This window comes from Clostridium sp. CM042 (assembly GCF_055080995.1).
The window spans coordinates 1,107,663-1,132,817 of the sequence record NZ_CM143646.1 but is presented as its reverse complement, the minus strand read 5'-3'; the positions used below and the strand labels follow the sequence as shown (position 1 = coordinate 1,132,817).

Annotated in this window: 22 protein-coding genes, 1 pseudogene and 1 CRISPR repeat array; of the genes and pseudogenes, 17 read left to right on the top strand and 6 right to left on the bottom strand. The window is 28.8% G+C overall.

The window, feature by feature from the left end:
• Positions 1-100 precede the first annotated feature (100 nt).
• The gene (locus ACWJJ7_RS05310; RefSeq protein WP_462964267.1) at positions 101-307 is read left to right on the top strand and encodes a hypothetical protein; all 207 of its coding nucleotides are present in this window, start codon (positions 101-103) and stop codon (positions 305-307) included.
• 111 nt (positions 308-418) lie between these two features.
• Here ACWJJ7_RS05310 and ACWJJ7_RS05305 read toward each other — a convergent pair whose 3' ends face one another.
• Positions 419-1,318: a hypothetical protein gene (locus ACWJJ7_RS05305; RefSeq protein WP_462964266.1), complete on the bottom strand. Its 900-nt coding sequence runs from the start codon at positions 1,316-1,318 to the stop codon at positions 419-421.
• Between the two features lie 571 nt (positions 1,319-1,889).
• On the opposite strand from ACWJJ7_RS05305, the gene ACWJJ7_RS05300 reads away from it, so the two are divergent.
• Complete coding sequence (locus ACWJJ7_RS05300; protein WP_462964265.1) at positions 1,890-3,629, top strand: ABC-F family ATP-binding cassette domain-containing protein; 1,740 nt, start codon at positions 1,890-1,892, stop codon at positions 3,627-3,629.
• 226 nt (positions 3,630-3,855) lie between these two features.
• Here ACWJJ7_RS05300 and fliB read toward each other — a convergent pair whose 3' ends face one another.
• Both fliB and ACWJJ7_RS05290 read right to left on the bottom strand, forming a co-directional pair.
• Positions 3,856-5,076 carry a flagellin lysine-N-methylase gene (fliB, locus tag ACWJJ7_RS05295; protein WP_462964264.1) on the bottom strand — a complete coding sequence of 407 codons (1,221 nt, stop codon included), beginning with the start codon at positions 5,074-5,076 and terminating at the stop codon, positions 3,856-3,858.
• A gap of 219 nt (positions 5,077-5,295) precedes the next feature.
• Positions 5,296-6,456 (bottom strand): metallophosphoesterase, encoded by a 1,161-nt coding sequence (locus ACWJJ7_RS05290; protein ID WP_462964263.1) that lies wholly within the window; start codon positions 6,454-6,456, stop codon positions 5,296-5,298.
• A gap of 473 nt (positions 6,457-6,929) precedes the next feature.
• Here ACWJJ7_RS05290 and ACWJJ7_RS05285 point away from each other — a divergent pair, with 473 nt between their 5' ends.
• The 3 genes from ACWJJ7_RS05285 to ACWJJ7_RS05275 all read left to right on the top strand — a co-directional run bounded on the left by ACWJJ7_RS05285 (position 6,930) and on the right by ACWJJ7_RS05275 (position 10,570).
• Complete coding sequence (locus ACWJJ7_RS05285) at positions 6,930-8,303, top strand: DUF4317 domain-containing protein (protein ID WP_462964262.1); 1,374 nt, start codon at positions 6,930-6,932, stop codon at positions 8,301-8,303.
• A gap of 149 nt (positions 8,304-8,452) precedes the next feature.
• A complete protein-coding gene (locus tag ACWJJ7_RS05280; RefSeq protein WP_462964261.1) occupies positions 8,453-8,863 on the top strand; it encodes a peptide deformylase in 411 nt (136 codons plus the stop codon).
• Positions 8,864-9,061: 198 nt separating this feature from the next.
• Positions 9,062-10,570 carry a 4Fe-4S dicluster domain-containing protein gene (locus tag ACWJJ7_RS05275; RefSeq protein WP_462964260.1) on the top strand — a complete coding sequence of 503 codons (1,509 nt, stop codon included), beginning with the start codon at positions 9,062-9,064 and terminating at the stop codon, positions 10,568-10,570.
• Positions 10,571-10,769: 199 nt separating this feature from the next.
• Here the strand turns inward: ACWJJ7_RS05275 and ACWJJ7_RS05270 are convergent, their stop codons facing one another.
• Positions 10,770-11,216 carry a staygreen family protein gene (locus tag ACWJJ7_RS05270; RefSeq protein ID WP_462964259.1) on the bottom strand — a complete coding sequence of 149 codons (447 nt, stop codon included), beginning with the start codon at positions 11,214-11,216 and terminating at the stop codon, positions 10,770-10,772.
• Between the two features lie 359 nt (positions 11,217-11,575).
• On the opposite strand from ACWJJ7_RS05270, the gene ACWJJ7_RS05265 reads away from it, so the two are divergent.
• Both ACWJJ7_RS05265 and ACWJJ7_RS05260 read left to right on the top strand, forming a co-directional pair.
• Positions 11,576-12,355: a chromosomal replication initiator DnaA gene (locus tag ACWJJ7_RS05265; protein ID WP_462964258.1), complete on the top strand. Its 780-nt coding sequence runs from the start codon at positions 11,576-11,578 to the stop codon at positions 12,353-12,355.
• Entirely contained in the window at positions 12,356-12,619 is a 264-nt protein-coding gene (locus tag ACWJJ7_RS05260; protein WP_462964257.1) for a DnaD domain-containing protein, read from the top strand.
• 331 nt (positions 12,620-12,950) lie between these two features.
• On the opposite strand, the gene ACWJJ7_RS05255 is transcribed toward ACWJJ7_RS05260, so the two are convergent.
• Complete coding sequence (locus ACWJJ7_RS05255; protein WP_462964256.1) at positions 12,951-13,397, bottom strand: hypothetical protein; 447 nt, start codon at positions 13,395-13,397, stop codon at positions 12,951-12,953.
• Positions 13,398-13,553: 156 nt separating this feature from the next.
• On the opposite strand from ACWJJ7_RS05255, the gene ACWJJ7_RS05250 reads away from it, so the two are divergent.
• From ACWJJ7_RS05250 to ACWJJ7_RS05230, 5 genes are all read left to right on the top strand, one after another.
• Positions 13,554-14,444, top strand: a complete 891-nt coding sequence (locus ACWJJ7_RS05250; protein WP_462964255.1) for a hypothetical protein — start codon at positions 13,554-13,556, stop codon at positions 14,442-14,444.
• A 279-nt stretch (positions 14,445-14,723) separates the two neighbouring features.
• The gene (locus tag ACWJJ7_RS05245) at positions 14,724-15,299 is read left to right on the top strand and encodes a GNAT family N-acetyltransferase (RefSeq protein WP_462964254.1); all 576 of its coding nucleotides are present in this window, start codon (positions 14,724-14,726) and stop codon (positions 15,297-15,299) included.
• A 329-nt stretch (positions 15,300-15,628) separates the two neighbouring features.
• Positions 15,629-15,844 carry a hypothetical protein gene (locus tag ACWJJ7_RS05240; RefSeq protein ID WP_462964253.1) on the top strand — a complete coding sequence of 72 codons (216 nt, stop codon included), beginning with the start codon at positions 15,629-15,631 and terminating at the stop codon, positions 15,842-15,844.
• Positions 15,845-15,987: 143 nt separating this feature from the next.
• Entirely contained in the window at positions 15,988-16,161 is a 174-nt protein-coding gene (locus ACWJJ7_RS05235) for a hypothetical protein (RefSeq protein ID WP_462964252.1), read from the top strand.
• A gap of 131 nt (positions 16,162-16,292) precedes the next feature.
• Complete coding sequence (locus tag ACWJJ7_RS05230) at positions 16,293-16,424, top strand: hypothetical protein (protein ID WP_462964251.1); 132 nt, start codon at positions 16,293-16,295, stop codon at positions 16,422-16,424.
• A 160-nt stretch (positions 16,425-16,584) separates the two neighbouring features.
• On the opposite strand, the gene ACWJJ7_RS05225 is transcribed toward ACWJJ7_RS05230, so the two are convergent.
• Positions 16,585-16,881, bottom strand: a complete 297-nt coding sequence (locus ACWJJ7_RS05225; RefSeq protein ID WP_462964250.1) for a hypothetical protein — start codon at positions 16,879-16,881, stop codon at positions 16,585-16,587.
• Positions 16,882-17,266: 385 nt separating this feature from the next.
• Here ACWJJ7_RS05225 and ACWJJ7_RS05220 point away from each other — a divergent pair, with 385 nt between their 5' ends.
• From ACWJJ7_RS05220 to ACWJJ7_RS05200, 5 genes and pseudogenes are all read left to right on the top strand, one after another.
• Positions 17,267-18,013, top strand: a complete 747-nt coding sequence (locus ACWJJ7_RS05220) for a CRISPR-associated endoribonuclease Cas6 (protein WP_462964249.1) — start codon at positions 17,267-17,269, stop codon at positions 18,011-18,013.
• Between the two features lie 14 nt (positions 18,014-18,027).
• Positions 18,028-19,758, top strand: coding sequence for a hypothetical protein (locus ACWJJ7_RS05215; protein WP_462964248.1), 1,731 nt, complete (start codon positions 18,028-18,030; stop codon positions 19,756-19,758).
• Between the two features lie 16 nt (positions 19,759-19,774).
• The gene (locus ACWJJ7_RS05210; protein WP_462964247.1) at positions 19,775-20,821 is read left to right on the top strand and encodes a type I CRISPR-associated protein Cas7; all 1,047 of its coding nucleotides are present in this window, start codon (positions 19,775-19,777) and stop codon (positions 20,819-20,821) included.
• On the top strand, positions 20,821-21,564 hold the full coding sequence (cas5b, locus tag ACWJJ7_RS05205; protein WP_462964246.1) for a type I-B CRISPR-associated protein Cas5b: 744 nt from the start codon (positions 20,821-20,823) through the stop codon (positions 21,562-21,564). The genes ACWJJ7_RS05210 and cas5b overlap by 1 nt, the downstream gene beginning before the upstream one ends.
• A gap of 149 nt (positions 21,565-21,713) precedes the next feature.
• A CRISPR array of direct repeats spans positions 21,714-23,842; the repeat unit is 30 nt; unit sequence GTAATGAGATAACATGTAATGTTTTTAAAC.
• A 93-nt stretch (positions 23,843-23,935) separates the two neighbouring features.
• Positions 23,936-25,080, top strand: a pseudogene (locus tag ACWJJ7_RS05200) (IS3 family transposase).
• Positions 25,081-25,155 lie beyond the last annotated feature (75 nt).

Here is a 25,155-nt window from a genome sequence, read left to right as displayed (position 1 = left end):
AAAAATCTTTATTTGGAAATGAGATTTTCTTTTTAATATTATATTATCATTAAGTTAGGGGCATTATAATATAAAATGATTAGTAAAGGAGATGCTTTTTATGAGTCAAAATAAAACCATAGCTGAAAATAATCAAAATATTATACCTAATAGTGAAAATAGTCTGAGTCAAAATATGAGCATAAAACAAAAAGATCAAAGTCTTATGGCTAATAGTTCAAATAGTGAAAATGCTAAAAATGGATATAAGGTTAATGGAAATGCTAGCGTACAAGCTGCTAATCAAGGAACTAGAAACAAAAACTAGATGAATTAATTTACTTGAAAATCTTAAAATGTGAAAACACAGTAGAGTTATACTTTCTCTACTGTGTTTTTTATATATTTATATAAGATGCTGAATTAATTAATACAAAAGTTAATTTATTGGCGTACATATTCCTTGTGTAAATTGCGTAATTGCGCCAGTATGAATGTTTACTAAATATAAACATAGGTCACATTCTTGTTCAGGATTAATAGGATCTTTGTAAGATTTTCCTATCGCGTAATAGTCATCACCATTATAAATACCTGTTCTCTGAAATTTTTGATTAGTTGTATAAAAAAATTCGTTAGTATTTAACTTTACTTTTGATTTAACTAAATCAATTGCCTGTTGAAATGTTAAATTTTGTGTTTGTTTACTTGCGTTAACTTTTGCTGCCGACTGATCATCATCCTTTTGTTTCTGCTCAGCTTTTGCAATATCGTTTTTTAATTTAGTAGAATCATTCTTCTGTTTTTGCAAAGCTGTAACAATATCTGCCTTTAATTTCTTGACATCTGTATTTTTAGCATCAAGCTTTAGTATATTGCCTATATACTTATTAGCTTCATCAAATTTCTTGCCTGCGATAGCATCTTTTGCATTCTTTGAATTATCAGCTATATATAACTCCTTACACTCACTAATACTATTTTGTGAATCAGAGTACCGTTTAGTATCTTGTTTGTCTGTTTTTGTAAAGCTATCAATTGCTGCTAAATAATCTTTACTCCCCATTTGCTTTACCGCAATAGAATATGTTTCTTTTGAATTCTTTAAAAGTTTAGCAAAATCTATTTTTTTATTTACATCTGGATTGTTTTTGTAACTTAGAGCTTCACCGTACAAAGTTACAGCTTTATCATATTCTTCTTTAGCCATAGCTTGGTTTGCATTATTAAAAAGCTGATTATATGGTCTAATTCTATTTAAATAGAAATTAGAAACTACTACTAATATAATAACTAAAATAATTTCTGAAGATATTAGCACTTTATTTTTAACATTCATAAAATAATAATCCCCCTTATGATTTACTGTAAACTGAAATATAAATGTTTGCTTTCGTTATAGCACATGCATAAAAAATTAACAAAATTACTATGTATTACCATTATACAATAATATATTAAGTTTTGCATTTGTTTAGTACTACAAATATATTGGCCTTTTGCACATTAATTAGACTGTGGGTACCTGGCACGCAAAGGTTTTTTAGAATTAACGGATATCATGAGAAGCTTTAACGACATTTCAGAAGGAAAGTCTCCCACTTCTATAAGTGGGAGTACCTACTATAAGTAGGAGTTACTTACCCTAACAAATAGAAAACTTCAGTGGGAGTATAAATCTCCTTCTGAAGTCGTCAATGCAGCTTCTGCGAAGCTGTTGCAGCTCCGCAGGAGATGATTTAATATGAAATGATTGAACTTAGTCGTAAAAAGTGTTATGCTATCAATGGTAAACTCAGTAGAATGTCCTTACTACATAAAAATCAAATGTAAAATTGCAATTAAAAATACAATATATTGAAGAGCTTATTTTTATAGGCTCTTTTTTAGTGATAAAGAGAGGTAATAATATGATAAAAGTTGATAACTTGTCCTACTCATTTCCGCAAAAAGATCTATATAATAACATTTCATTTACATTAGAAGATGGTCAACATTGTGCTTTTATAGGAACAAATGGCAGCGGAAAAAGTACACTGATAGATATAATTATGGATCCGGAAAAATATATGTTCGATGGTAAGTTAGAGATGGACCCAAATTGTAGAATTGGGTATGTAAGCCAATTCTCACAACAGGGCGAAATAAAAGAAATTACAGTCTTTGAATATATTGGGGAAAAATTTATTAAACTACAAAATGAAATAACATCTATTTGCAGTGAAATGGAAACATCTTCGGATATTGATTCTTTACTAGAAAAGTATCAACAAACTTTAGACGCATTTGATGCAATTAATGGGGATGATTTCGAAAACATCATTAATAAAAACTTAAATCTTGCAAACTTAAGCATGTATAAAGATCTAATGATATCTGAACTTAGTGGTGGGGAATTCAAGCTTATTCAAGTAATTAAGGAAATGCTAAATAGTCCAGACTTAATGATTATGGATGAACCCGATGTGTTTTTAGACTTTGAAAACCTTAATTCGCTTAAAGATCTAATTAATTCGCACATTGGAACAATGTTAATTATTACGCACAACAGATATATATTGAATCATTGTTTTAATAAAATTCTACACCTTGAAAACATGGAGATCCAAGAGTTTGATGGAAACTATATTGAGTATAACTTCTCATTACTTCAAACGAAAATTGAGTTACAAGAACTGGCTGCTGCTGATAATGAAGAACTTGAGAGAAACGAGATCTTAATAAAGAAGTTAAGATTTCTCGCAACTGAGTATAATCAATCTTCTAAAGGGAAAGCTCTAAATGCTAGAGTTAAAATTCAAGAAAGATTAGAAAAAAGTAGAATTAAATCGCCATTTGTAGATATTAAACAACCGAATATCAGTTTAGTTACAGATAATGAAATCGAAGAAACCATTGTTTTAAAAGTTAATGATTACAGTGTTGCCTTTGATGATATGCTTCTAGAAAATGTTAACTTTGAGATTAAATCTACTGATAAAGTAGCTCTTATTGGTTCAAATGGTGCCGGGAAAACGACTTTAATTCGAGAAATATTTAAAAACAATCATGATTCTATTGAGATAAATGAAGATGTTGAAGTGGCTTATTTGTCTCAACTTCAAGGCAAAACACTAAATGAGTCTAATACGATACTTGAAGAGTTCTTAGATTCTGGTTTTAAAACTAATCAAGAGGTTAGAGCATATATTTCTGGTTATGGTTTCGAAGAAGAAGCCATTAATCAAAAGATAGGGGCTTTATCTGGTGGAGAAAAAAATATGCTTCAACTGGCTAAAGTTTCTGCTAGTAAAGCAAACATGTTGCTTCTTGATGAACCGACAAGTCATTTAGACACATATTCACAAATAGCACTGGAAAAAGCCATAGAAAACTATAAAGGTGCGATTCTCATGATTTCTCATGATTTCTATTCTATAGTAAACTGTATGGATTTTGTTTTAATGATTGAAGATAAGACAATTAGAAAAATGAGTATGCGAAAATTTAGAAAGATGATTTATGCTAATCATTTTGACAAAGACTATTTAGAAATTGAGCAAAAGAAAAAATTAGTTGAAAGAAAAATAGAATTGGCTTTAAAAGATACTGATTTTACGCTTGCAAAAGTTTTATCTGAGGAGTTAGAAGAGCTGATTAAGTTATTCTAAATTTAGTGAGTAGTCAATAGATTTTCTGTTTTTTCTATAGGTTAGGTTTTAACAGATATAAAATTCTTAATATGAATTTTTGTTGTTTTATGCAATATACGTTTGTGACTAACATATATTGCATAAAAGGTAATAAAAGTATTTGTATGGAGATGAGATTTTCTTTTTAATATTGGAAATATTGAGTTCTCTTGTATATACATTGAGAACTCAATATTTTTTATTTTTATAAAAGTGTTTTACTAAATTGTATATTATCAAGTTTATTTTCTTTCATATAATTTATTGAATCAATTAAAAAAGTTCTGTGATGTTCTATGGTCTTCGAGAAAGATTGAATAAATTCAACTATATTTTCTTTGTTATCATGTTTATTATATAGATATTTACCAACTAAATAAAATCTAATAAATGAATATCTTAATAAAAGCATAATATATCCATCGAATATTGATTCTGATTCAGAAAATGGAAACATATAGTTATACATAAAATTCACCAAATAATTTTCGAAAATATAACTATTATTATTCATAAAATTTTCAGTATAATCTTCAAATGCTTTTATGTACATTTCTGAATATTTACTAATGTCGCCACCTTCATCAAACTTGAATCCAGCTATAATTTGCTTAGTATATTCCTTAAAATAAAGACTATCCACTTCTTTAGATACATTTAAGAAGCCTATCATCTTTTTGAAAAAATCTATCTGAACATTATAACTTAATTGATCTCTTTCATAAGCGTCACTAACTAAGTTCATATCATATTCACTAATAAATTTAGGTACATTACTATACTTATATTTAAGTTCTTCTTCTAATGTTTTTATAAAATCACCTAATATATAAAGTCTTTTACTTAAGTCGAACTTTCTGTTTTGTATTATTTCAACACTTAGATTTCTAATTTCTTTAAAATACTTAAAAGGTGAATTATCATATTCTTTAGAGCTGGTTTCAATATCACCTGATAGTATATGTTTGCCTAAAGTTTCTTCACTTTCTTTAAATCTAATTCCTTCTTCTTTTAGTAAAATAATTCTTGCAGCTTCCGGGCAGGCAACATCAAGTGATATTTCATAAAATGTATCTACTTTATTAATTATTCTAGGAAAAGATGTGCAAACATTTGAAAGATACTCTTCTCCAATTTTGGAATAAATAATACAATAATTTTCGTCATCTAAAAAAGCACACCTTTTTCCAGTTTTTAATTCTATTTTTCCATAATCTATATCAGCACTTAGGTATTCATAATTATTATGTACATTTTTTTGAAACATTCGCTTCATTTCTTTGTCTTGAACCTTATAATATTGCCTAAAGGTAACCTTATCGATATCTATATCCCATCCAATACAACAGCTGTCTGTACATTTTCCACCTATACATTTAAATTCTTTAAGATAGCTCGGATATCTCATTTTTATGTTTTTTTCCATTGTATACTTCCTTTGTATATAAATTATTTCAAGTTTTCTGTTTCATATTTATTTTACTATAGTATTTTAAGTTTGTCAGATGTATTTTTATTGCCAAGGGTCTGACTCCGTTGTGGGGACATGCTTTGCTGGACGCACTTACTAATTAAACTATAAGCTACTACATTACTTTAAACTAAGAAATATAGTAGCTTCGTCTACATTATAAATAACTATTTATTATTTGAGTTTAAGATTTATTTCAACAATTTCCGAGCGGCTACCTATCCTAATTGGAGGTCCCCATGTTCCATAACCTGAAGATACAATAAATTGAGAATTGTTCTTTTTCAAATACCCATAGTCTATTTCAAAAATTCCATTGGTTATAATATTTGCAGGAAATATCTGACCTCTATGGGTGTGACCTGATAGTTGTAAATCAATCCCCTGGTTTTCAGGTTCACTTAAATTTACTGGCTGATGATCCATAAGCAAAAATGGTTTTGACTTATCTAAATCCTTTACTAAGGATGACAAATCTTTTCTTTTAATTTTTGTAACACGCTCTAAGGATGGGTCTTGTCTACCTATAACATAAAAGCTATCACTTACCAAAACTGAATTATCACGCAGCACAGTTATACCTGCATTCTCAAAATTTTTAACTACATCATCTACATTACTTCCCATTCCATCATGATTACCAAGGGAGGCATACACTCCATATTTGCTTTTAATCCGCCTAAAGTTATCACTCATGTTTTCTTTTACAAAAGGGTCAATGCTACTATCAATAATGTCTCCAGCTATTAACACAATGTCAGGTTTTAAATCATTGATTTTATTTACCATACCTGTAAGCCTATTATTATCTACCATAATCCCAAGATGAATGTCCGAGACCATAATAACTTTCAAGGTATCTAGATTACCCGCAACTTTATCAACATTTAGATCATACTTTGTTACTTTTACGCTACGAGCACTCCAAGTACCATATATCATTACACCAAATATAAAGGCAACTACTAGTCCCATTACTATTAACGAAACATTAGTATCGCCAGATAAACTTCTTGGGATAATTATAATTTTTCTATTTATAACTCTCATTAAATCTATTATAGGCAATATTAAAATAAGATAAAACATTATTGCCATCCAATATGATCCTATAATATTTAATTTAGTTGATATTATTGCTGGTATGAAAGAAGGTATAAGCGTTGTTACAATATATGACGATGCTATTATTGAAAACAGTATCCAATATATTTTGGGATTTATAAAAGGAATATGGCGAAATAGGTTCTGCCACACCCTTAAACCTATATAATAATTTATGCTTCCATACAAGCAGATAAATAAAATAGCAATAAGTATCATTAATCCATTCATTTTTTTGCTCCTTCATATTGTTTTTTCATTATAAAATTCTATACCCATATATAAAATTATACCATGATGCTGTGTTTTCGCACAGTCTATTGGTGAGATTGCAAAGATTAATTACCAATAATTCATACTGCAAAGTTAGCAAAACAAATACCATAAATTTAAAATAATTTAAAAATAAGGGTTTTAATTGATATCTCTTCCAAATTAGCAACAAAAACTGTTCCAGTTTCTGACAAGGGCCTGGCACCTTACATAAATTGGAAGTGAAGCGGACAAGCTGTGTTGCTATTCTATTCTCAATAGGAATCATTTGAAAAATTGATTAGTATATAAATCCTTTATTTTTTGTAAAAAAAATACTATAATTAATAACGATAATATATTAATTATAGCTACAAATAAAAAATACTAAAGACAAACCATTTCAACTATAAATTTACGTAAGGTTTGTCTATAAATTGAGGAGTTTATACATGAGAAGAAAAGATATACTTGAGTTAAAAAGACGTTTTAAAAAAGAACAATGCACCTTCACTAAAATATGTGGCTGCTATGTTAATGGAGAAAAACATACTATTTTAAAATTTAGAGAAAGCTTTCTAAATTTAGATGAGGATGAATACTTTAAATATTTAGAAATTGCTAAAAAAGTACTGTCTGGGACTATTGGGAATAATATTTTAGAACTTAACTTTTCAACTAATGAAGATTTTACAAGTGAAAGACAGATTTCGCTTATGCAGCTTAAAAACAGTCAATTAAAAGATGATGCTCTACTCGATAATCTTTATGATTTGATTATAGGTAATTATGATTACACTGGTAATTTTTTAATACTCTTTTTTCATGATGCTTATGATGTTATTAGCAAAACCAAAGATAACACACGGATAGATGAATCTGAAGAAGTATATGAATATGTGTTATGTGCAATATGTCCAGTTTCACTTTCAGAGCCTGGTCTTAGATACTTTGAAGAGCAAAACGAAATAAAAGCACGTATTAGAGATTGGGTAGTGGAGTCCCCAACTAATGGCTTTGTGTTTCCTGCTTTTATTGATCGTAGTTCAGATGTTAACTCTATTATGTATTACACAAAAAATGCAAAGGATACACATACTGAATTAATGGAAAGTGTTCTAGGTTGCCCTTCAAAACAAACGGCTACGATGCAAAAGGAAACATTCCAATCAATTATTAAAGATTCTTTTAGCTTAGATGAAAATAAAGCTGATAAAATTTTTATGGATATACAAGAAAACCTAAGCACTATGATAGAAGAATACAATGATCTAAATGATGATGCAGATTGTGAACCTATAAGCTTAACAAAGAAGGATATACAAAACCTTTTAAGAGAAAGTGAAGTTCCGCAGGAAATTACTACTAAGATTGAAAATTCCTATGTAGAGAACTTTGGTGATGATACCACAATAGCTAAAAATTTAATTGACGCAAAGGCTCTTAAGGCAAATGTGCAAAGAAAAAAGGAAGAACGCCTTTACAAACAAGTAGAAATACTTCAAGCTAGACTTGATCAAGTTAAAAAAGAGAATACTATAGATACTGAAACTCACCTGTCTACAGAAGTTAACGATGACAATGTGATTTTAGAAGAAGTTTCAGAAACTGACTTAGAAGAAACTTTAGAAACTAATTTAGAGAAAGTTCCAGATGCATATTCAGAAGATAATAATGTTACCCCTCATTATGATGTTATACTACAAGTAAAACCCGAAAAAGTATCTCAAATAAAATCTCAAATAATTAATGGCCAAAAATGCATAGTTATTCCTATTAATGACAATGAACAAACTACGGTTAATGGTATAGATAATTTGATTTAAAATAACTTTATTAACTATTTTATCTGGTGGCATTTTTTATTATATAGTACAAGTAAAAACTTATAGCTTTTACTACGACCACGTATTAATATGTCAGCAGTTATAGAACAGAACATAATAAAAAAGACAAATATTAAAGGAGTATACATATGGTTAGATCAATTATGAAAGACATATTCTTTCTTAATCAAAAATCAGAACTTGCTACAAAAGCAGATGCTCAGGTGATACAGGATTTGCTTGATACGCTTAAAGCAAATAAAGAAGGCTGTGTAGGAATGGCAGCTAATATGATTGGTGTCAAAAAAAGAATTATTGTGATCAGTATGGGCGATATGAACGTTCCGATGATTAATCCTGTGATAGTGAATAAATCGGTTCAATATGAAACAGAAGAAGGATGTCTTTCACTTATAGGTGTTAGAAAAACTAATAGATTCAAAGAGATAGAAGTAGAGTATTTTGATTCGCGATTTAGGAAGCGAAGGGGAAAATACTCAGGATGGATTGCTCAAATTATTCAACATGAAGTAGACCATTGTAATGGGATAGTCATATAGAAAAATGGTAAGAGCGCTGTTCAAGGTACAATCACAGCAATTAAATAAAAATTCATGATAATTAACCAGTTATAATATAAAAAGCTATAAGTAAAATAAATACACAAACAAAATTGACTAAATTATTGCTATATGATACTCTAACGAAGAATATATATATGTAGTTTTTATAAATATCAAAGCATAAAAGGAGTAATAATGAAATACGAATATAAAACACTTACTGATATTAGACACAAAGTTTTTACGGCCGTAAGTAAGATGGCCTTTGAAGACAATTTAAAAGATATAGAGAATATTCCATATGAAATCATTCGTGGAGATGTGGGTAAGTATAGAGAAAGTACATTTCTTGAAAGAGCAATAGTTAGTGAGCGAATCCGTTTGGCAATGGGACTAAATTTAAGACCAAGTGATAAACCAAGAGCAATTACGGAGGGATTAGAGGGGGCAACAAAACCTTCAAAATATTATGAACCGCCACTTGTAAATATTATAAAATTTGCTTGTAATTCTTGTCCAACAAATAGCTATGAAGTTACAAATATGTGCCGTGGCTGCCTAGCACACCCTTGTGTAGAAGTTTGTCCTAAAGGCGCAGTTAGTATAGCTAATGAGAAAAGTGTTATTGATCAGGAAAAATGTATAAAGTGTGGTTTATGTGCTAAAGTGTGTCCGTATTCAGCAATAATAAAACATGGGCGCCCATGTGCCATGGCATGCGGAGTGGATGCAATATATACGGATGAATATGGCAGAGCATCAATAGATTATGATAAATGTGTTAGCTGTGGAATGTGTTTGGTAAATTGTCCTTTTGGAGCAATATCTGATAAAAGCCAAATATTTCAACTAATTCAGGCAATTAATCAAAAGAAAAAAGTAATTGCAATTGTAGCTCCATCATATGTGGGGCAGTTTGGTAAAAATGTTGGATTTAATGATTTTAAAAGAGCGATGATTACAATTGGATTTAAAGATGTTGTTGAAGTTGCGATTGGTGCAGATATTTGTACAATTGATGAGGCAAAAGATTTTATAGAAAATGTACCTGAAAAACTTTCCTTTATGGGTACTTCATGTTGCCCTTCATGGTCTGTTATGGCTAAAAAATTATATCCGCAGTATGCTGAAAATATTTCAATGACTTTGACTCCAATGGTTTTTGCTGCTCGACTTGTGAGAGAAAAATATAAAGATGCAATGATTGTTTTTGTTGGGCCATGTAGCGCGAAAAAATTAGAAGCTTCCAGAAAAAGCGTAAAAAGTGAAGTTGATTTTGTAATTACATATGAGGAGTTATCTGGAATGCTTGAAGCCAAAGAAGTAGAAATAATTGGTACAGATATGAGCTTGAGTAATGAAGCAACTGGTTCAGGAAGAGGCTTTGCGGTTGCAGGTGGAGTCGCTAAGGCTGTAGCTGATTTGATAAAAAAAGAACATCCAGGGCGAGAAGTGAAGATTAAAGCTGCGAATGGACTGAGAGAATGTAGGGAGATGTGTAATGATGCCGCAAAAGGAAAGTATGATGGATATCTCATTGAAGGAATGGCGTGTCCGGGTGGATGCGTTGCTGGAGCTGGGTGTATTGTCAAACCTAACATAGCTGGTTCTCAGGTTAAACAAGCGGCTAAAAATTCTGAGCTGAAGATTTCAGATGAGTCTAAATATGCTGATAAACTTTACTTGTTAGATGGAAAAATCTAGAGGAAGAATAGAAAATCGTATTTATTATACAGTAAAACCCACAACTATTTAATTAGTTGTGGGTTTTCTTACATTTTAATTTAATTATATTAGAGAGATCAAGGGAAGAAACTGGAGTGAAAAATATTCACCCTGTTACTTCTATTATACTCTCATTGGAGTTTTAACCTATGTTATATGGATACTAAATTAAGAATTTTTATTTATAATCTGAAGGAGTTCCCCATAGTTCTAAACGATTAAACATAGGATAAACAGAATTAAATTTCACATAAATAGGTGCTTTATCTAAAGAGGGATTTTCTCTAAAAAATTCTCTATCTCCATATCTAAGCGCCTGCAATGCTAGCGGTAATTCTTTTGTGAAAATGCTATTACGTACAGCTGACATTATTGGGTTCTTTTCTTTATCTACCATAACATTAACCATCAGTGAGTACTCACTATTAACCATGATCCATTCTGCCAGCATTTCATCCCTCATGTCAGTGATTTTATCATAATCATACTTTGCTGCAATAGTCAAAAATAATTCTCCGGTAACGTCTGAATGAGTAAGGGTATATTTCCTAGGAATAATTGGTTTTGTTTCACCTGTTCCCATGCCAAAATTAACGTGTAACATTTCCGTATTAAATTTACTCAAAGCATTCCCTCCATAATATAAATACATTATATATATTATGAAGTTAACTGTTGTTGAGTTAAATGAAGCTGCTTTCTTCAATTCTTTATTCATTGATACTGATCCACTTTATAAATTATTTTTAAAATACTTTGATATATGCGTCAAAACTGTAAACAAAAGCATATATGTATTGTAAAAGGATAAGTTCCACAGAACTATATATGCATCACATTAATAAATATATTAAATTATCATAAATAGGAAGAGAAAGTATAGACAGTATAGCGATAATAGGGGGGGCGGTTTTGTTATTCTCGTGGCTATATAGTAGAGGGACTAATTAAAAGTCTTAGATAAAACATTAGGAGGAACAAATAATGGCTAAATATAGACAGCTTTATACAGAATTTTGGAGTGATAGCTTCGTTCTTGAACTTACTTCACAGGAAAAGTTTTTTTATTTATATCTTTTAACAAATACTAAAACAACGCAAAGTGGTATTTATGAAATTTCCAAAAGGTTTATAGAGAGGGAAACAGGAATTAACAGGGAAACTGTAGATGAATTAATTGAAAAATTCTGTGAGTACAACAAAATCTTATACTGTGAAGAGACAAAAGAGATTATGGTGCTAAATTGGATAAAATACAATATTCCTAATAATATTAATGCAATTTTAGGTGTTCAAAAAGAATTAAAAAAGGTTAAAAACAAAGAATTTCTTAAAGTTTTGTTTGGAAAATGCAAGACGGCTCAACTCGACGTGAAGAAAATTTTCGAAAATATTATTGTAGAGGAATTAATAGATGACGATTTTTTTTTAGAGAGCAATTCAGATGATGATATAGAAGAGGAAGAAATTGGACAAGTCAGTGAATTTTCAATTAATAGGCCACTTGATAGCACCTTACAAGCCCCTTACATGAGGCTACCAAGTAATAGAATAAGAAGTAAAGAACAAGAAGTAATAAATAAAGAACAAGGATTAAGTAATAAAGAAGAAGAAGTAAAGAGTAAAGAAACAGTGGCAATAGACTATAAAAATAAATCTGCGGCTACTTCAGAAGGCCTAAAAAAAATCATTAAAGTATTCGAAGAGAACATACATGCCATAACTCCTTTCGTGTATGAAAAAATATTAGATTTTACAAAATAGGTGAGTAGCAAAGTCATCATTATGGCCATCTATGAGGCCGTGAACTACAATGCCAAGACCATTAAATACATTGCAAAAATACTAAATAACTGGATAAGTAATGGCATAAAAACTGATGAGCAGGTAATAGTCTATCAAAAACAATGGGCTAATAAAAAAAGTAGCAGGACACATCAAAACGTTAAGAGTGGTGGGTTCTGTGACTATGAACAGAGAACATATGATTTTGATATCCTAGAAAAACAGTTATTGGGACTAGCATAGCAGTAAATGATTTTGAATATATTCTATATAAAAATTTAAAAAGGCTGTGTTTTTATCATGGGAAAACTAGTTGGAAAGGCTAAAAATAAAGAGAGTGGTGAAACAGAGGCGTTTGGCAAAACATGAAATAAGAAGTACGCTATGTCCAATAGATTAGAACTTATTTACTGTTTTTAACAAGTTTTATATTACCTTTTTATCCCAAGGGTCTGACCCCTTTGTGGGGACATGCTTTGCTGGAACCACTTGCTAAACTTTGTAGTTTCCCACCACACTTTTGATGTAGTGGGAGTCATGGCATATATATATAAATTTTGTATAAAATACCCTTTTAAAGATTGGATATTTTAATATTAGTATCTATCCACTGTGGATTTTCATACTCTAAATCCTTCTTATTCCATTTTAATTTCACTTCTTTAAATGTTCTCATATGATTATATTCTGGTACAGGTTCAAGGTACCATTTAATATCCTCGTCGGTTACTCTCTCAAGCATACTCGGTAAAAATAACATAGGAATAACGCCATTTTTAATAAATGTTGTGGCAATTTCTATTTGACGCTCGTACATAAATGAATTATCTTCTTTACATGGTGACAGGATAACATTTACTAAATCATCACCAAATTTTTCATTACCACCTACAATTATTTTAGCATTATAATAGTAAACACTATTTTCATTATTTGTTTTAATAAAACTGCTACTTGTTAATGGGCATTTTATATCATAAATCCTACTATGGAAATTGAAACCTTCACCATGCCACCTCATACTAAACCTCCTAAAATATCATTATATATATTTGATTAAATTATTTCTATTCTATATGTATATGATATAAATATTGATGAAATGAAGGAAACTTATAATATTTTAAGGGTTGGATAAGTATACTTACAGTATAAAGTTTATATTGGAGTGTGTTATATGAGTAAAGAAGATAGCCAACAGTTAATTGAGAAATTGAGAAATAATCAATCGACATTAAATGACTTGGATAATATTGCTAGAGTATACCATAATCAATCTATTCCTCATAATTTAGATAAAAATGTTCTATTTGAAATTGAATTACTTCATGAAAAATTAGGTTCTATATTGCTTCATCTATATATGGGTGACTTCGAGCAAGAAAAAAATTGTAAGAAAATATCTGAAGAAGATTACACGAAAATCATTAATAGCATTTTTGCAGATTACCAGTACATGAGTTCTTCATTTATGTATGATGAACAATATGTTAAAGATTTCTCTGTAAAAGGAAAAGAGTTTGTTCTTAATTTAGATAAAGGCTCATGTTATAGTATTGCAAAAGGGGTATGCTCTCTTAAGATAAGTGAAAAGGAATTTAATAATTTACTAAAGATAGAATTTGAGGAGACTGATTTCTTTTCTGATAATTATGAAAAATTCATTAAATATGCTAAAGAAAAAGAAGATAGTATTTTGTATTGCAGAAATTTAGCGGAATCTATTAAGGATGATGGTTTCAAATCACCTAGTTATATTAGTCACCATAAATGTAACCATTATGGCATTGATGACGGCCAACATAGAGTATGTATAGCGTCTATATCTAACCTACAACTTCCAGTGGAAATTTCTGACATGACCTCGGATGATGACCCTTGTACTTATTGCCATGTAAAAATTAAGGGAGAAGAGGCAATAGAATTTAAAAAACAACTATTTAAAAATAGATTTAGAAAGAAGCCAATTCAAAAACTATTATCTAAACTTAAACACGAAAATAATGAAGATATATCTACTAATCCTCCAAATATTAATTTCCACAATTTCTTTTTAAAACAAATGTAAACTTTAATTAGCAATTCAGTATAAGGATTCCATTTCTAATATTTAAACTTATATAATAGACCAGCGAAATTTATGCAGGGTCTATTAGACATTCTTTTTTATAGTAACTATTTTTATGATGCTTATTGTGTTACCGTTGTATACAAGGCCATCTTTGTATAATAGATAGTATTGTATAAATGGTTGTCTGTTTTGCTATAGTAGTACTCTAATGATTGAATATTATTATAATAAATGAATATTATTATATAAGTTAAATTATTTTTATGAGGTGCTTATATGAGTGAGTGTATCAGTAATAATGATTTTGTTCTGAAAGAAATAAGAAATAAAGCTATAATAAGAAAGCTTTGTTATCAGCTAGATTTGGATTTTTATAATATTATAGGATGTAATCCAATGTTTAAGTTTTATGGAAGCATGGAAAAAAATCATTATTCAATTTATGCTAATATATGTTCGAAAGAGGCTAACAATAATATTGAATTTAAGTTTACTATTAATTATCTGAAACGTGATGATATTTTAACTAATGAAGAACTACGTTCAAATTTGAGTGATGAAGAATTGGATATTGTTTTAGATAAAAGGAGAGATATAAATTATATTTATATTGAATATGTTGGAGTCAGTCCACAGGGGCAAGGTATTGGCACACAGTTAGTAAAAGCTTTTATTAATAGGATAAAAGCAATAGATAAAATTAAAATGATTTGTCTACACCCAAAAGGATTAGAAGCTGAAAGATTTTGGACTTCAATAGGTTTTAGAAATGCAAATGTTGATGATATAAAGAATAAGCTAATGCATTGGTCTTATGCACAACAAATGATATATGATATGAATGAAAGGTGACATATATTAGCTATAACAATAAAACTAAAAGTATTATAAGGTACACATTGTAAGACATTTAGCAAAACAAATTGTGTTTACAATTTGTTCACGTACCCCGGTGGTTTTTATGAGCGAAGCGAATTTGCTAATTTGACTTAGGAATTCAGTTCCATAAAGCTATATTGTGACGCACTACAATCAGGTCTTGATAACTGAACCACTCACACTCTTGATTTCAGTCGTGAGATAATGATTCTTTTATGCTAGTAAAACATTTTTATAATATATCAATAGAATATATGTTCCTATATGAGGGCATGCTAATAGTATAAAAGAAGGTAGTTGCCTTGCCGATGAGATTAACTGTAAATGATAAGAATAAACTATTAGCTAATGAAGGTAAACAATTCTTAAATTATGGGAAGTATAGAAAATTTATCCAACTAAAGAACATAGGGAGGAATTGCATGGCTCAAAGATGTTCATTGACAAATTATATTGCAGATAGATTTTATAATGAACTGTTTGCAGCCATAGAAAACTATGATGATTTAGAACAATAGCTGGCACCCATTGACCAGCACTTTAGCTAATACCATAGTCAAACCATTCATTTCACTTACATTTTTACCGATACAAAAAGTGTATCAAATTCTGACTTTCTTATTCTCTTTCTTTCTGGTAAAATCAGAAAAAGAGATGGAAAATGAGAAATAACTATTTTGCAAAATTAGTAAGATATATGAAGAATGGTTACCACATTGAAAGCGGTTTGTATAAACTATCTAATGGTAGATTCAACCCAACTTATAGCACAGGTCAAGTTATATTACCTGTGCTTTTAGGTTTTTTGCTTAGAATAAGAAGCTTAATGGACTAAATTTGATAATAAAAAATAATGAGTTTAGTAAAGTATTTCCTCGAGGGACAAAGATTCCTCAAGTTGATGCAATTAGAGTTACACTTAAAGTAATTGATGTAAACGGATTAAAATAAATAAACCAACACATTGTGAAAAAGGCAGCTGCGAATAAGGTGTTTGAAAATGGAACAATTGACGGATATAATGTTGTCGATATTGATGGAACAAAGTTCTTTGGTAGCAATAAAAAAAGCTGCCCGGAATGTTTGAAAATAGTATAGTCGGAAAACAATAATTAACAATTTCCATATTTAAGTATTAAAAGTGCTTATTTGAATGAAAAGTTATATTTGAATTAATTACGGACATGACAAAAAGACTTTTTTATACACTATTTTAAAAAAGCCGTAGGCTGGTTATTGAATTGAAATTTATTTTAAATTACGCAGCTATATTTTTAAGAGTTGGGAAAATATCAGCAAGGGCTATTAATTTTTCTGAAGCCCAAGCATCTATGAAACTGCAAAATGCACCAAGAAATACCCTTGTTATTCTACACCCAACAGAATAAATAATTGCATCTTCAGCATGAAAATTGTTATTTATTCTATCCCAACATCTTTCAGTAGTTGAACGTCTTTTATAAAGAGATTTCCATTGTTTTGAACCTCTTAATATTGGAGTGAAATACCTTGGATTGTCTAATGTTTTAGTGTAATAAGTTTTGTTGCTTTTCATAGGACATTTTTCACAGTTTTCACATTGAACTGGGAATAACCATTTATGTCTATATTGTTTAGTAATAATTCTCCAATTGCGAAGCTGATGTCCACAAACAGTTCCGTGGGGGATAGCATTCTTATCAAGTTTAACTAATTCACTACTTGATGAAGGTTTTGAAGAACGCGAATTTTCTCTGTTGCTAATTTTTTGAACAAGGTTAATTAAATATTATTTTTAAATCAATATGTTAAAACATACAAAAAATTAGAAAAAGGAGGTTTTAATTTAAAGTTATAGAATTAGTATCTAATTGAAGTAAAAAATGTTATATATAACTATGGTCATTAAAATACAACTAAAAATTTCATTATAATTTTAAATGTTAAGGGAGCTGCTTAAGATGAATAAAAAAGAATATTTTGAATTAGAGATAAAAATATACTTATTAGAAAATATACACATAAAAAATATAAATGAAAAATTATCAAATGCAATAAATTACGTTATGTTAAATAAAGAAAAGTTAAAAGATTTACATCTGAAGACTGGGTTTAAACACTATTCCATCTCGACTTTATATCCTGTTGAAAAAGATATGGAATATAAAAAAGATAATGTATATAGATTTTTAGTAAGAAGTCACGACTATACTGTTATAAATCTATTCAAAGAAGAATTAGGAAAGCTGCGAGCTAAAGAATTTGTGACTATAACAATAAATATGAGGACATGGAAGTATAGAAGTATTAAGGAAATTATAACATATACTCCCGCTATATGTATGCTCAAAGATGATGAAATACCTGCTGATTTGATGGAAATAAAAACCAAACAAAAATATTGGGTAAGCGGGTGTAATCATATGTTATTAATTAATAGAATTGAAAATAATTTAAAAAGAAAATATGAAGATTTAACAGGTAATAAGATTTTAAATACATGCAATGTTATAGAATATATAGAAATATTAAACCATACCCCTATCGTAGTAGATTATAAAAATTCAGTATTAGTAGGAAATAAAATAAAAGTAGGTTTCTCCTTAAGTAACCAAGCTCAAGAACTAGCAAACTTATCAATTGTGGAAGGGATCTTAGAAAAAAACAGTTTAGGGTTTGGCTTTTGTAAAGGAATATATTTAGATTAAGGTGAGGTGATAAAATGTATAAAGAAATAATAGACGCAATTAATGAAGATGAACTAGGCAGAGTTAGCAAAGATAAAATAACAAAATATATAGAAACGGGAATAGAACTTGAAAATGGAATATATCTAAAGTTAGACCTTGACAAAAAATTTGATGAAGATGATATTTTAGTAATCAATAATAAATCAAAAGGTAGTATAGAAAAAATAGAAGATATCAATTTTTTTAAGAAGCGTAACTACTATAGCAATTATCTAAACAGTAATAAAGCAGTAAATATAGGTGGAATAACGAGTAAAGTTATAACAAGTTGTAATTATCTATCTTTTTTCTTTAACATAAAAATAATAATGGCTAACTCTGAAAAAAATGGTTTAAGTCCAAAACAATATTTTATTGCTGCCATTGAAGATTATCTTAAAGCAATAGAAGATAATTCAGAAAAAAATATTTATAGTTTAGTAAATGAGTCGAAATCAGCAAAAAAATGTATTGACAATAGTGGTGTAAGTGTCGAAGAATTTATAAAGAAAACTTATGCAAAATTATTTGAAACCTTAAATAACGTAGGTAGAAAAATGGATATAGATAATGTGCGTACATGTTTATTAAAAAATGCAGATGATATTGCGAATTTTATTACACGTAGTACAAATGCTAAAATAAAAATATTTATAAATGCTCCAGTTTCAAAATACAAAGAAGAAAATGCATTATATATAATACCCAGGATTTTTAATAGTAATAAATATAATACCATAGTAAATAATGAAATTTATAGTCTGCCAGCCGTAAACTATGCCTTAGATAGTAAAAAACCGCTGTTAACTTTAAATTCAAATAGAACAAGCATACCCTACACCGTAAATGCAGAGCAAGCCCTTAAATTAAGAGACTTAAACATATACTTAAGGAATAATAATGAAATTGAAGGCTACAAAATAGAGCAAAATGATGGGAAGATAACATATTTTGATTCTATACCTTTCCAAGCTATAGAGAATTACAATAATTTTATTGTAAAAGACTATACAAATTCCAAGTTAAATGTATTTGAAATAGAATCAAGAGAGCAATTAAGGGTTATTTTATATAAACTTACGGAAAATAGAAACATACCTGTGAATCAATATAACAATAAAAAAATTTATAAAGAGACTTATAGTGGCTTAATAAATGATTATTTCAAATTAGGTGTAGAGCAGGGATTCAAGCAAAATATAAATAAAATAATGGAAATATTATTTAAATTTAGCATTAAAACCGAAAACCTTAAAGATATTAAGGAAGCATTTAATTTAATGATAGCTGTAACCGATAAATTTACAACTACTAATATTGGAGGAAAGATGATGGATGTTAAAGAAAAATTTGAAACTAAAATGAAAGAAATACAAAATGGATACAGTTTTGAAGATGATTCTGAATTTTTATACGCTTGCGGTCAAGTAGGATATTTCTTGTCAGCATTAACTGAATCAAAAATAGAAAATAGGAACTGCAATCTTCTAAGAAATTATGTAAATTGTAATAACACAGAAATGTTAATAATAATAATCACAAATGACTTTAATAAAAGACTTCATAAAATTCATATGCAAAAGACTAATTTAAAAAATTTAATTGGCGCTATTATGTTATATAAATGCAGTAATAGCATTATAGGAAAACATAAAAATTTGTTGATGGCAGGTTTGTTATCTAACAATATATTTTTCAGTAAAAAATTAAAAGAAATCAAATAATAAGGGGTGTATTAATATGATAAAAAATAACAGAGTAAATGGAATAATAGGTATAAGTGCAAGAAGAGCTAACTGGAATGCAGGATTTGACAAGGGTCCTAAAAGTACACAAGATGGAATCATATTTGGCTCACATCAAGCTTTGAAGTATGTAGAAAGATTTTATTTGAATGAGAAAGGTGTAAAGATATTTTATTTGAAATCAGAAAATGAACATGGCGTAATATCTATTGGAGAACGTTATAATAAATTGTTTGACACAGATTATAACAAAGACAATATATCTTTAATAAGAAAAAATATAATGACCTGTACTGATGTAATTAACCACGGGATTGTATTTGCAACAAAAGGTAATGCAGAAAATGATGAACCTGCCGAAAATATAGATGAAGTACCAGCAACTGATGGTAAAAAGAAAAAAACTAAAAATAAAGAATCTAAAGAAAAGAAAAATTTTAATATAACAGGAGCTCTACAAATAAACAACGGTGATAATAAATACAGCAATACAATTGTTGAAGCTCACAGTATATTAAGTACTTTTCAATCTGATGCTAGTAAGAATCAATCTAGCATAGGAGAAACAGTTTTTGTTAATGAAGCACATTATGCTTATAGTTTTTCTTTAAATCCTATGGAATACAATAAATATAAGGGTGTAATTGAAGGTTTTAATGGATATCCCGAGGAAGCTTATGATTTATTTAAAGAGAGTTCCTTGATTGCAGTTTCTAACTATAATAGTGCATCTAAAGTTGGATGCCAAAATGAATTTGCTTTATTCGTAGAATCAAATGACAATATAGATGGTAAATTCAATTTGAATGAACTCGGTCAATATGTAAGTGTCTATGACGATGAAGGAGGTAATAGTAAAAGAATTTATGACATAACTCAAATTATAGAAATATTAAATAGTAAAAATGTAGAAAAAGATTTAAAATCTGTAGAGATATATTACAATCCATACACTTTAACTTTAAAGGGAGAAGAGAAGAATTCAAATGTGAAGTCTAAGATGAAGATATTTAACATTATAACGAGAGAGGAAATAAAATAGTGGAGTGCGTTAAATTTAATTTGAAAGGTAAAACTGCTTTCTTTAAAAATCCAGAAATAAATAATATCAATTTGACATTTGGAAACATACACAAAATAGCTTTACTTGGCATTATAGGTGCGATTATAGGACTAGATGGAAGGCAACAATATTTAAAAAACAAAGGTAAAATAATTTATTATGAATCTTTAAAAGAGTTAAAAATTGGTATAGTTCCTAAAAATAACTATTGGCCAAAAACTATCGTAGATTTCAATAATGCCACAGGCTACTCTAACAAACAAGAAGGGCGTAATGTAACACAATTAATAAGGCAGCAATGGCTGACTAACCCTAATTGGGAGATATATTTACAACAAGGTGATGTAGATATAAATCTATGGAATAAAATCAAAGAATATTTATCGGAAAATAAATGTGTTTTCAATCCCTATCTAGGTAGTAACGACCATTTTGCCAACATAGAAAATGTTGAAATTATAGAGACTAAAGTTACAGATGCAAATGAAATATATAAAATAGATAGTATTTGCTTAGCCGAGGAAATTTTAGATATGGATAGTCAAATCTATGATGGATGTAAAGACATGGGCTTTTTATTAAAAGAATATCTACCACTAAAATTAAATGACAACAGTTTGTATGAATTAGAGAAAACTGTCTTCACTAACTTTGAAATTTTCAAAGTTAAGAATATAGATAATTTCTATAAATATGAAAATATTATTTTATATTTCATGTAGCTTTAAATTTTATTTTACCAACCGATTTTCATAAATGCCTTTAAATAAGGAATGTTAAAAATAGCTATCAGTTGGTAAAAAATAAGAAAACTACTAATGTAAAGGGCTACGACAACATTGACAATAATAGGAATGGCTTAACTTATAAGGTAATGAGATAACATGTAATGTTTTTAAACGTGGCTAACAAGTCTTAAAAGTATCTTGCCTCAAGTAATGAGATAACATGTAATGTTTTTAAACGCATGTGTCATTATTAAACAGCTATAACAAAAGGGTAATGAGATAACATGTAATGTTTTTAAACAAATATCTTTCTCCATTATCAAGCGAACGCAAGGGTAATGAGATAACATGTAATGTTTTTAAACGGATATTCTATGATTTTAGCTATCCTTTGTTTTTCCGTAATGAGATAACATGTAATGTTTTTAAACGCCTTTAATGAAGTAAGAAAGTTAGGTAAGTAATTAGTAATGAGATAACATGTAATGTTTTTAAACGTGTGCTTGAAACTAATAATGCTGTTAATAAAGCAGTAATGAGATAACATGTAATGTTTTTAAACTCTATATTATTTAATGCAGACGAACGTCTTTTATTAAGTAATGAGATAACATGTAATGTTTTTAAACGTATGGCAATAATTTAGAAAGAGTAAAATAAGTAATGTAATGAGATAACATGTAATGTTTTTAAACTAAGGAACATTAAGACAGGTTCGGTTTTAAGATTCAGTAATGAGATAACATGTAATGTTTTTAAACACCTTTAAACAATTTATTAGGTGTAATAGATATTATGGTAATGAGATAACATGTAATGTTTTTAAACGAATTAGAATCAGGGTCTAAAAATCCAAGCGTGAAGGTAATGAGATAACATGTAATGTTTTTAAACATGATAGTTGCTTTATCTTTTGCAAATGTCATTTTAGTAATGAGATAACATGTAATGTTTTTAAACGACATTATAATTGTCTTTCCACTTCCTGTCGCTAGTAATGAGATAACATGTAATGTTTTTAAACAAGTGTGAGTTTAAAACATATTCAAAATACCAAGAAGTAATGAGATAACATGTAATGTTTTTAAACAGATATTTTATTTTCTTGTATAGCAATTAAAACTTTGTAATGAGATAACATGTAATGTTTTTAAACATTTATCATATTCATTAGTGTATTTTAATATAGTTCGTAATGAGATAACATGTAATGTTTTTAAACACATCAAAATTCTTTACCATTAAATTTGTTATAAGGTAATGAGATAACATGTAATGTTTTTAAACAGGTGAAGATTTTATAGAAGGTGAAATAGTAATAGGTAATGAGATAACATGTAATGTTTTTAAACTACAATTCATCAAACCCATACCTAACATCGGAATTCCGTAATGAGATAACATGTAATGTTTTTAAACGTAGATGATAGTAAAATAGACGTTAACGCTAATATTGTAATGAGATAACATGTAATGTTTTTAAACAAATGATTGTTGGTGGAGAAGACAAGTCTATTGGGTAATGAGATAACATGTAATGTTTTTAAACGCAGACACTAGAAGATGGTACAGAGCAAGAGATAAGTGTAATGAGATAACATGTAATGTTTTTAAACTGGACACTATGTAAAAGCATAGCATATGGATTTCCCGTAATGAGATAACATGTAATGTTTTTAAACTATATTGGAATACTTTGACATTAAAAAAATCAATTAGTAATGAGATAACATGTAATGTTTTTAAACCATTCTATATGCTTTCCTTTACATTTTTCCCTATAAGTAATGAGATAACATGTAATGTTTTTAAACGTGAAAATATGAGGGGCGAAAATAATGGCTAATAGGTAATGAGATAACATGTAATGTTTTTAAACGTTGACTTAATCCTAGTAGTTGCACCATCTATTTGGTAATGAGATAACATGTAATGTTTTTAAACTTTTAAAAACTCCTTTTATACCTTAACTCCCTATAAGTAATGAGATAACATGTAATGTTTTTAAACGTAAATAAAAAACAGATTTTATAAAGGTGTGTGCGTGTAATGAGATAACATGTAATGTTTTTAAACCAAAATGCTGATAGCTTTCCATGAAAATAATGTACGGTAATGAGATAACATGTAATGTTTTTAAACCCAAAATAGCCAGTCTGTAGGTTAGTTGGCAATCCGTAATGAGATAACATGTAATGTTTTTAAACAGGAGCAACCTTGAACAAGGATATGTTTTAAGCTGGTAATGAGATAACATGTAATGTTTTTAAACGCTGAAACAGAGTTGCAAGTGGTATTAGTATAATATTGTAGACACGGAAAGCCGAACACATTAAAATATAAATAAGATAAGGATGTGTTTATAATGGTAAGAGGTCAAAAACAATATACAGATGAATTTAAGAACACAATAGTAGAGCTATATAACTCTGGAAAAAGCTTAGCAGAGTTAAGCAGTGAATATGCCCTTTCAAAATCAACGGTAACAGGTTGGATAAATAAAAATAAGCCAATAGCTGTGGATAAAAATATAACTTTAACAGCAGAAGGATACAAAAACTTATTAAAGAAAAATGCTAAGCTTGAAGAAGAAGTTGAAATATTAAAAAAAGCAATGGGTATATTCGCAAGGAAATAACTACTGTATTTGAATTCATTACTAACAACAAAAAATATCATGATATCAAACTAATGTGTGAGGTTTTAGGTGTTGTACGAAGCTCTTATTACAATCATTTACACAAGAAACCAAGCAAGCGAGAAATTGAAAACAAGAATATAGAAAAAGAAATTATAAATATCCACAGCACAAGCAAAAATCGATATGGGGCTCCTAAAATAAATAAATCACTAAATGCACTGGGGATAACTATTAGTTTAAAAAGAACACAAAGATTGATGAAAAAATTGGGGATAAGATCTTTAATAGTAAAAAAATATAGACCAACTTCATCTAAAAATAAAATAATAGAGCAGGAAAACATTTTAAAGAGAGATTTTACAGCTACTACAGTTAATGAAAAGTGGGTAACAGATATCACTTACATCCATACTATTAAAGATGGTTGGTGCTATTTAGCATCAGTCATGGATCTTTATAGCAGAAAAATAATAGGTCACGCTATGTCTAAATTCATTGATACTACATTAGTTCTACAGGCTGTTAAAAATGGTATACAGCTACAAAAACCAACTAAGCCTCTAATACTTCATAGCGATTTGGGATGCCAATATACAAGCTCCGCTTTTAAAGAATATATAGAGAACACTAAAATTATTAAACACTCATTTAGTGCCAAAGGTTGCCCATATGATAATGCTTGCATTGAATCATTTCATGCCTCATTGAAAAAAGAAGAAGTTTACCATGTTAAATATTTTGATTATGACGCTGCAAGATTAGGAATATTTGAATATATAGAAGCTTAGTAGAATCTAAAAAGGATACATAGTAGTATTGGATATATTACTCCTCAACAGTGTGAAGATTTGGCTAAAAAGGCTTCATAAAAAGTTCGACTTTTTATGTCTAAGATATTGACATAGATCCAAACATGTAATGTTTTTAAACTTGCACCACTACAT

Bases quoted from the DNA above. Each gene is read 5' to 3' on its own strand.
- ACWJJ7_RS05310 (WP_462964267.1), top strand. From the start codon at position 101: ATGAGTCAAAATAAAACCATAGCTGAAAATAATCAAAATATTATACCT.
- ACWJJ7_RS05305 (WP_462964266.1), bottom strand. From the start codon at position 1,318: ATGAATGTTAAAAATAAAGTGCTAATATCTTCAGAAATTATTTTAGTT.
- ACWJJ7_RS05300 (WP_462964265.1), top strand. From the start codon at position 1,890: ATGATAAAAGTTGATAACTTGTCCTACTCATTTCCGCAAAAAGATCTA.
- fliB (WP_462964264.1), bottom strand. From the start codon at position 5,076: ATGGAAAAAAACATAAAAATGAGATATCCGAGCTATCTTAAAGAATTT.
- ACWJJ7_RS05290 (WP_462964263.1), bottom strand. From the start codon at position 6,456: ATGAATGGATTAATGATACTTATTGCTATTTTATTTATCTGCTTGTAT.
- ACWJJ7_RS05285 (WP_462964262.1), top strand. From the start codon at position 6,930: ATGAGAAGAAAAGATATACTTGAGTTAAAAAGACGTTTTAAAAAAGAA.
- ACWJJ7_RS05280 (WP_462964261.1), top strand. From the start codon at position 8,453: ATGGTTAGATCAATTATGAAAGACATATTCTTTCTTAATCAAAAATCA.
- ACWJJ7_RS05275 (WP_462964260.1), top strand. From the start codon at position 9,062: ATGAAATACGAATATAAAACACTTACTGATATTAGACACAAAGTTTTT.
- ACWJJ7_RS05265 (WP_462964258.1), top strand. From the start codon at position 11,576: ATGGCTAAATATAGACAGCTTTATACAGAATTTTGGAGTGATAGCTTC.
- ACWJJ7_RS05255 (WP_462964256.1), bottom strand. From the start codon at position 13,397: ATGAGGTGGCATGGTGAAGGTTTCAATTTCCATAGTAGGATTTATGAT.
- ACWJJ7_RS05250 (WP_462964255.1), top strand. From the start codon at position 13,554: ATGAGTAAAGAAGATAGCCAACAGTTAATTGAGAAATTGAGAAATAAT.
- ACWJJ7_RS05245 (WP_462964254.1), top strand. From the start codon at position 14,724: ATGAGTGAGTGTATCAGTAATAATGATTTTGTTCTGAAAGAAATAAGA.
- ACWJJ7_RS05235 (WP_462964252.1), top strand. From the start codon at position 15,988: ATGAGAAATAACTATTTTGCAAAATTAGTAAGATATATGAAGAATGGT.
- ACWJJ7_RS05225 (WP_462964250.1), bottom strand. From the start codon at position 16,881: ATGAAAAGCAACAAAACTTATTACACTAAAACATTAGACAATCCAAGG.
- ACWJJ7_RS05220 (WP_462964249.1), top strand. From the start codon at position 17,267: ATGAATAAAAAAGAATATTTTGAATTAGAGATAAAAATATACTTATTA.
- ACWJJ7_RS05215 (WP_462964248.1), top strand. From the start codon at position 18,028: ATGTATAAAGAAATAATAGACGCAATTAATGAAGATGAACTAGGCAGA.
- ACWJJ7_RS05210 (WP_462964247.1), top strand. From the start codon at position 19,775: ATGATAAAAAATAACAGAGTAAATGGAATAATAGGTATAAGTGCAAGA.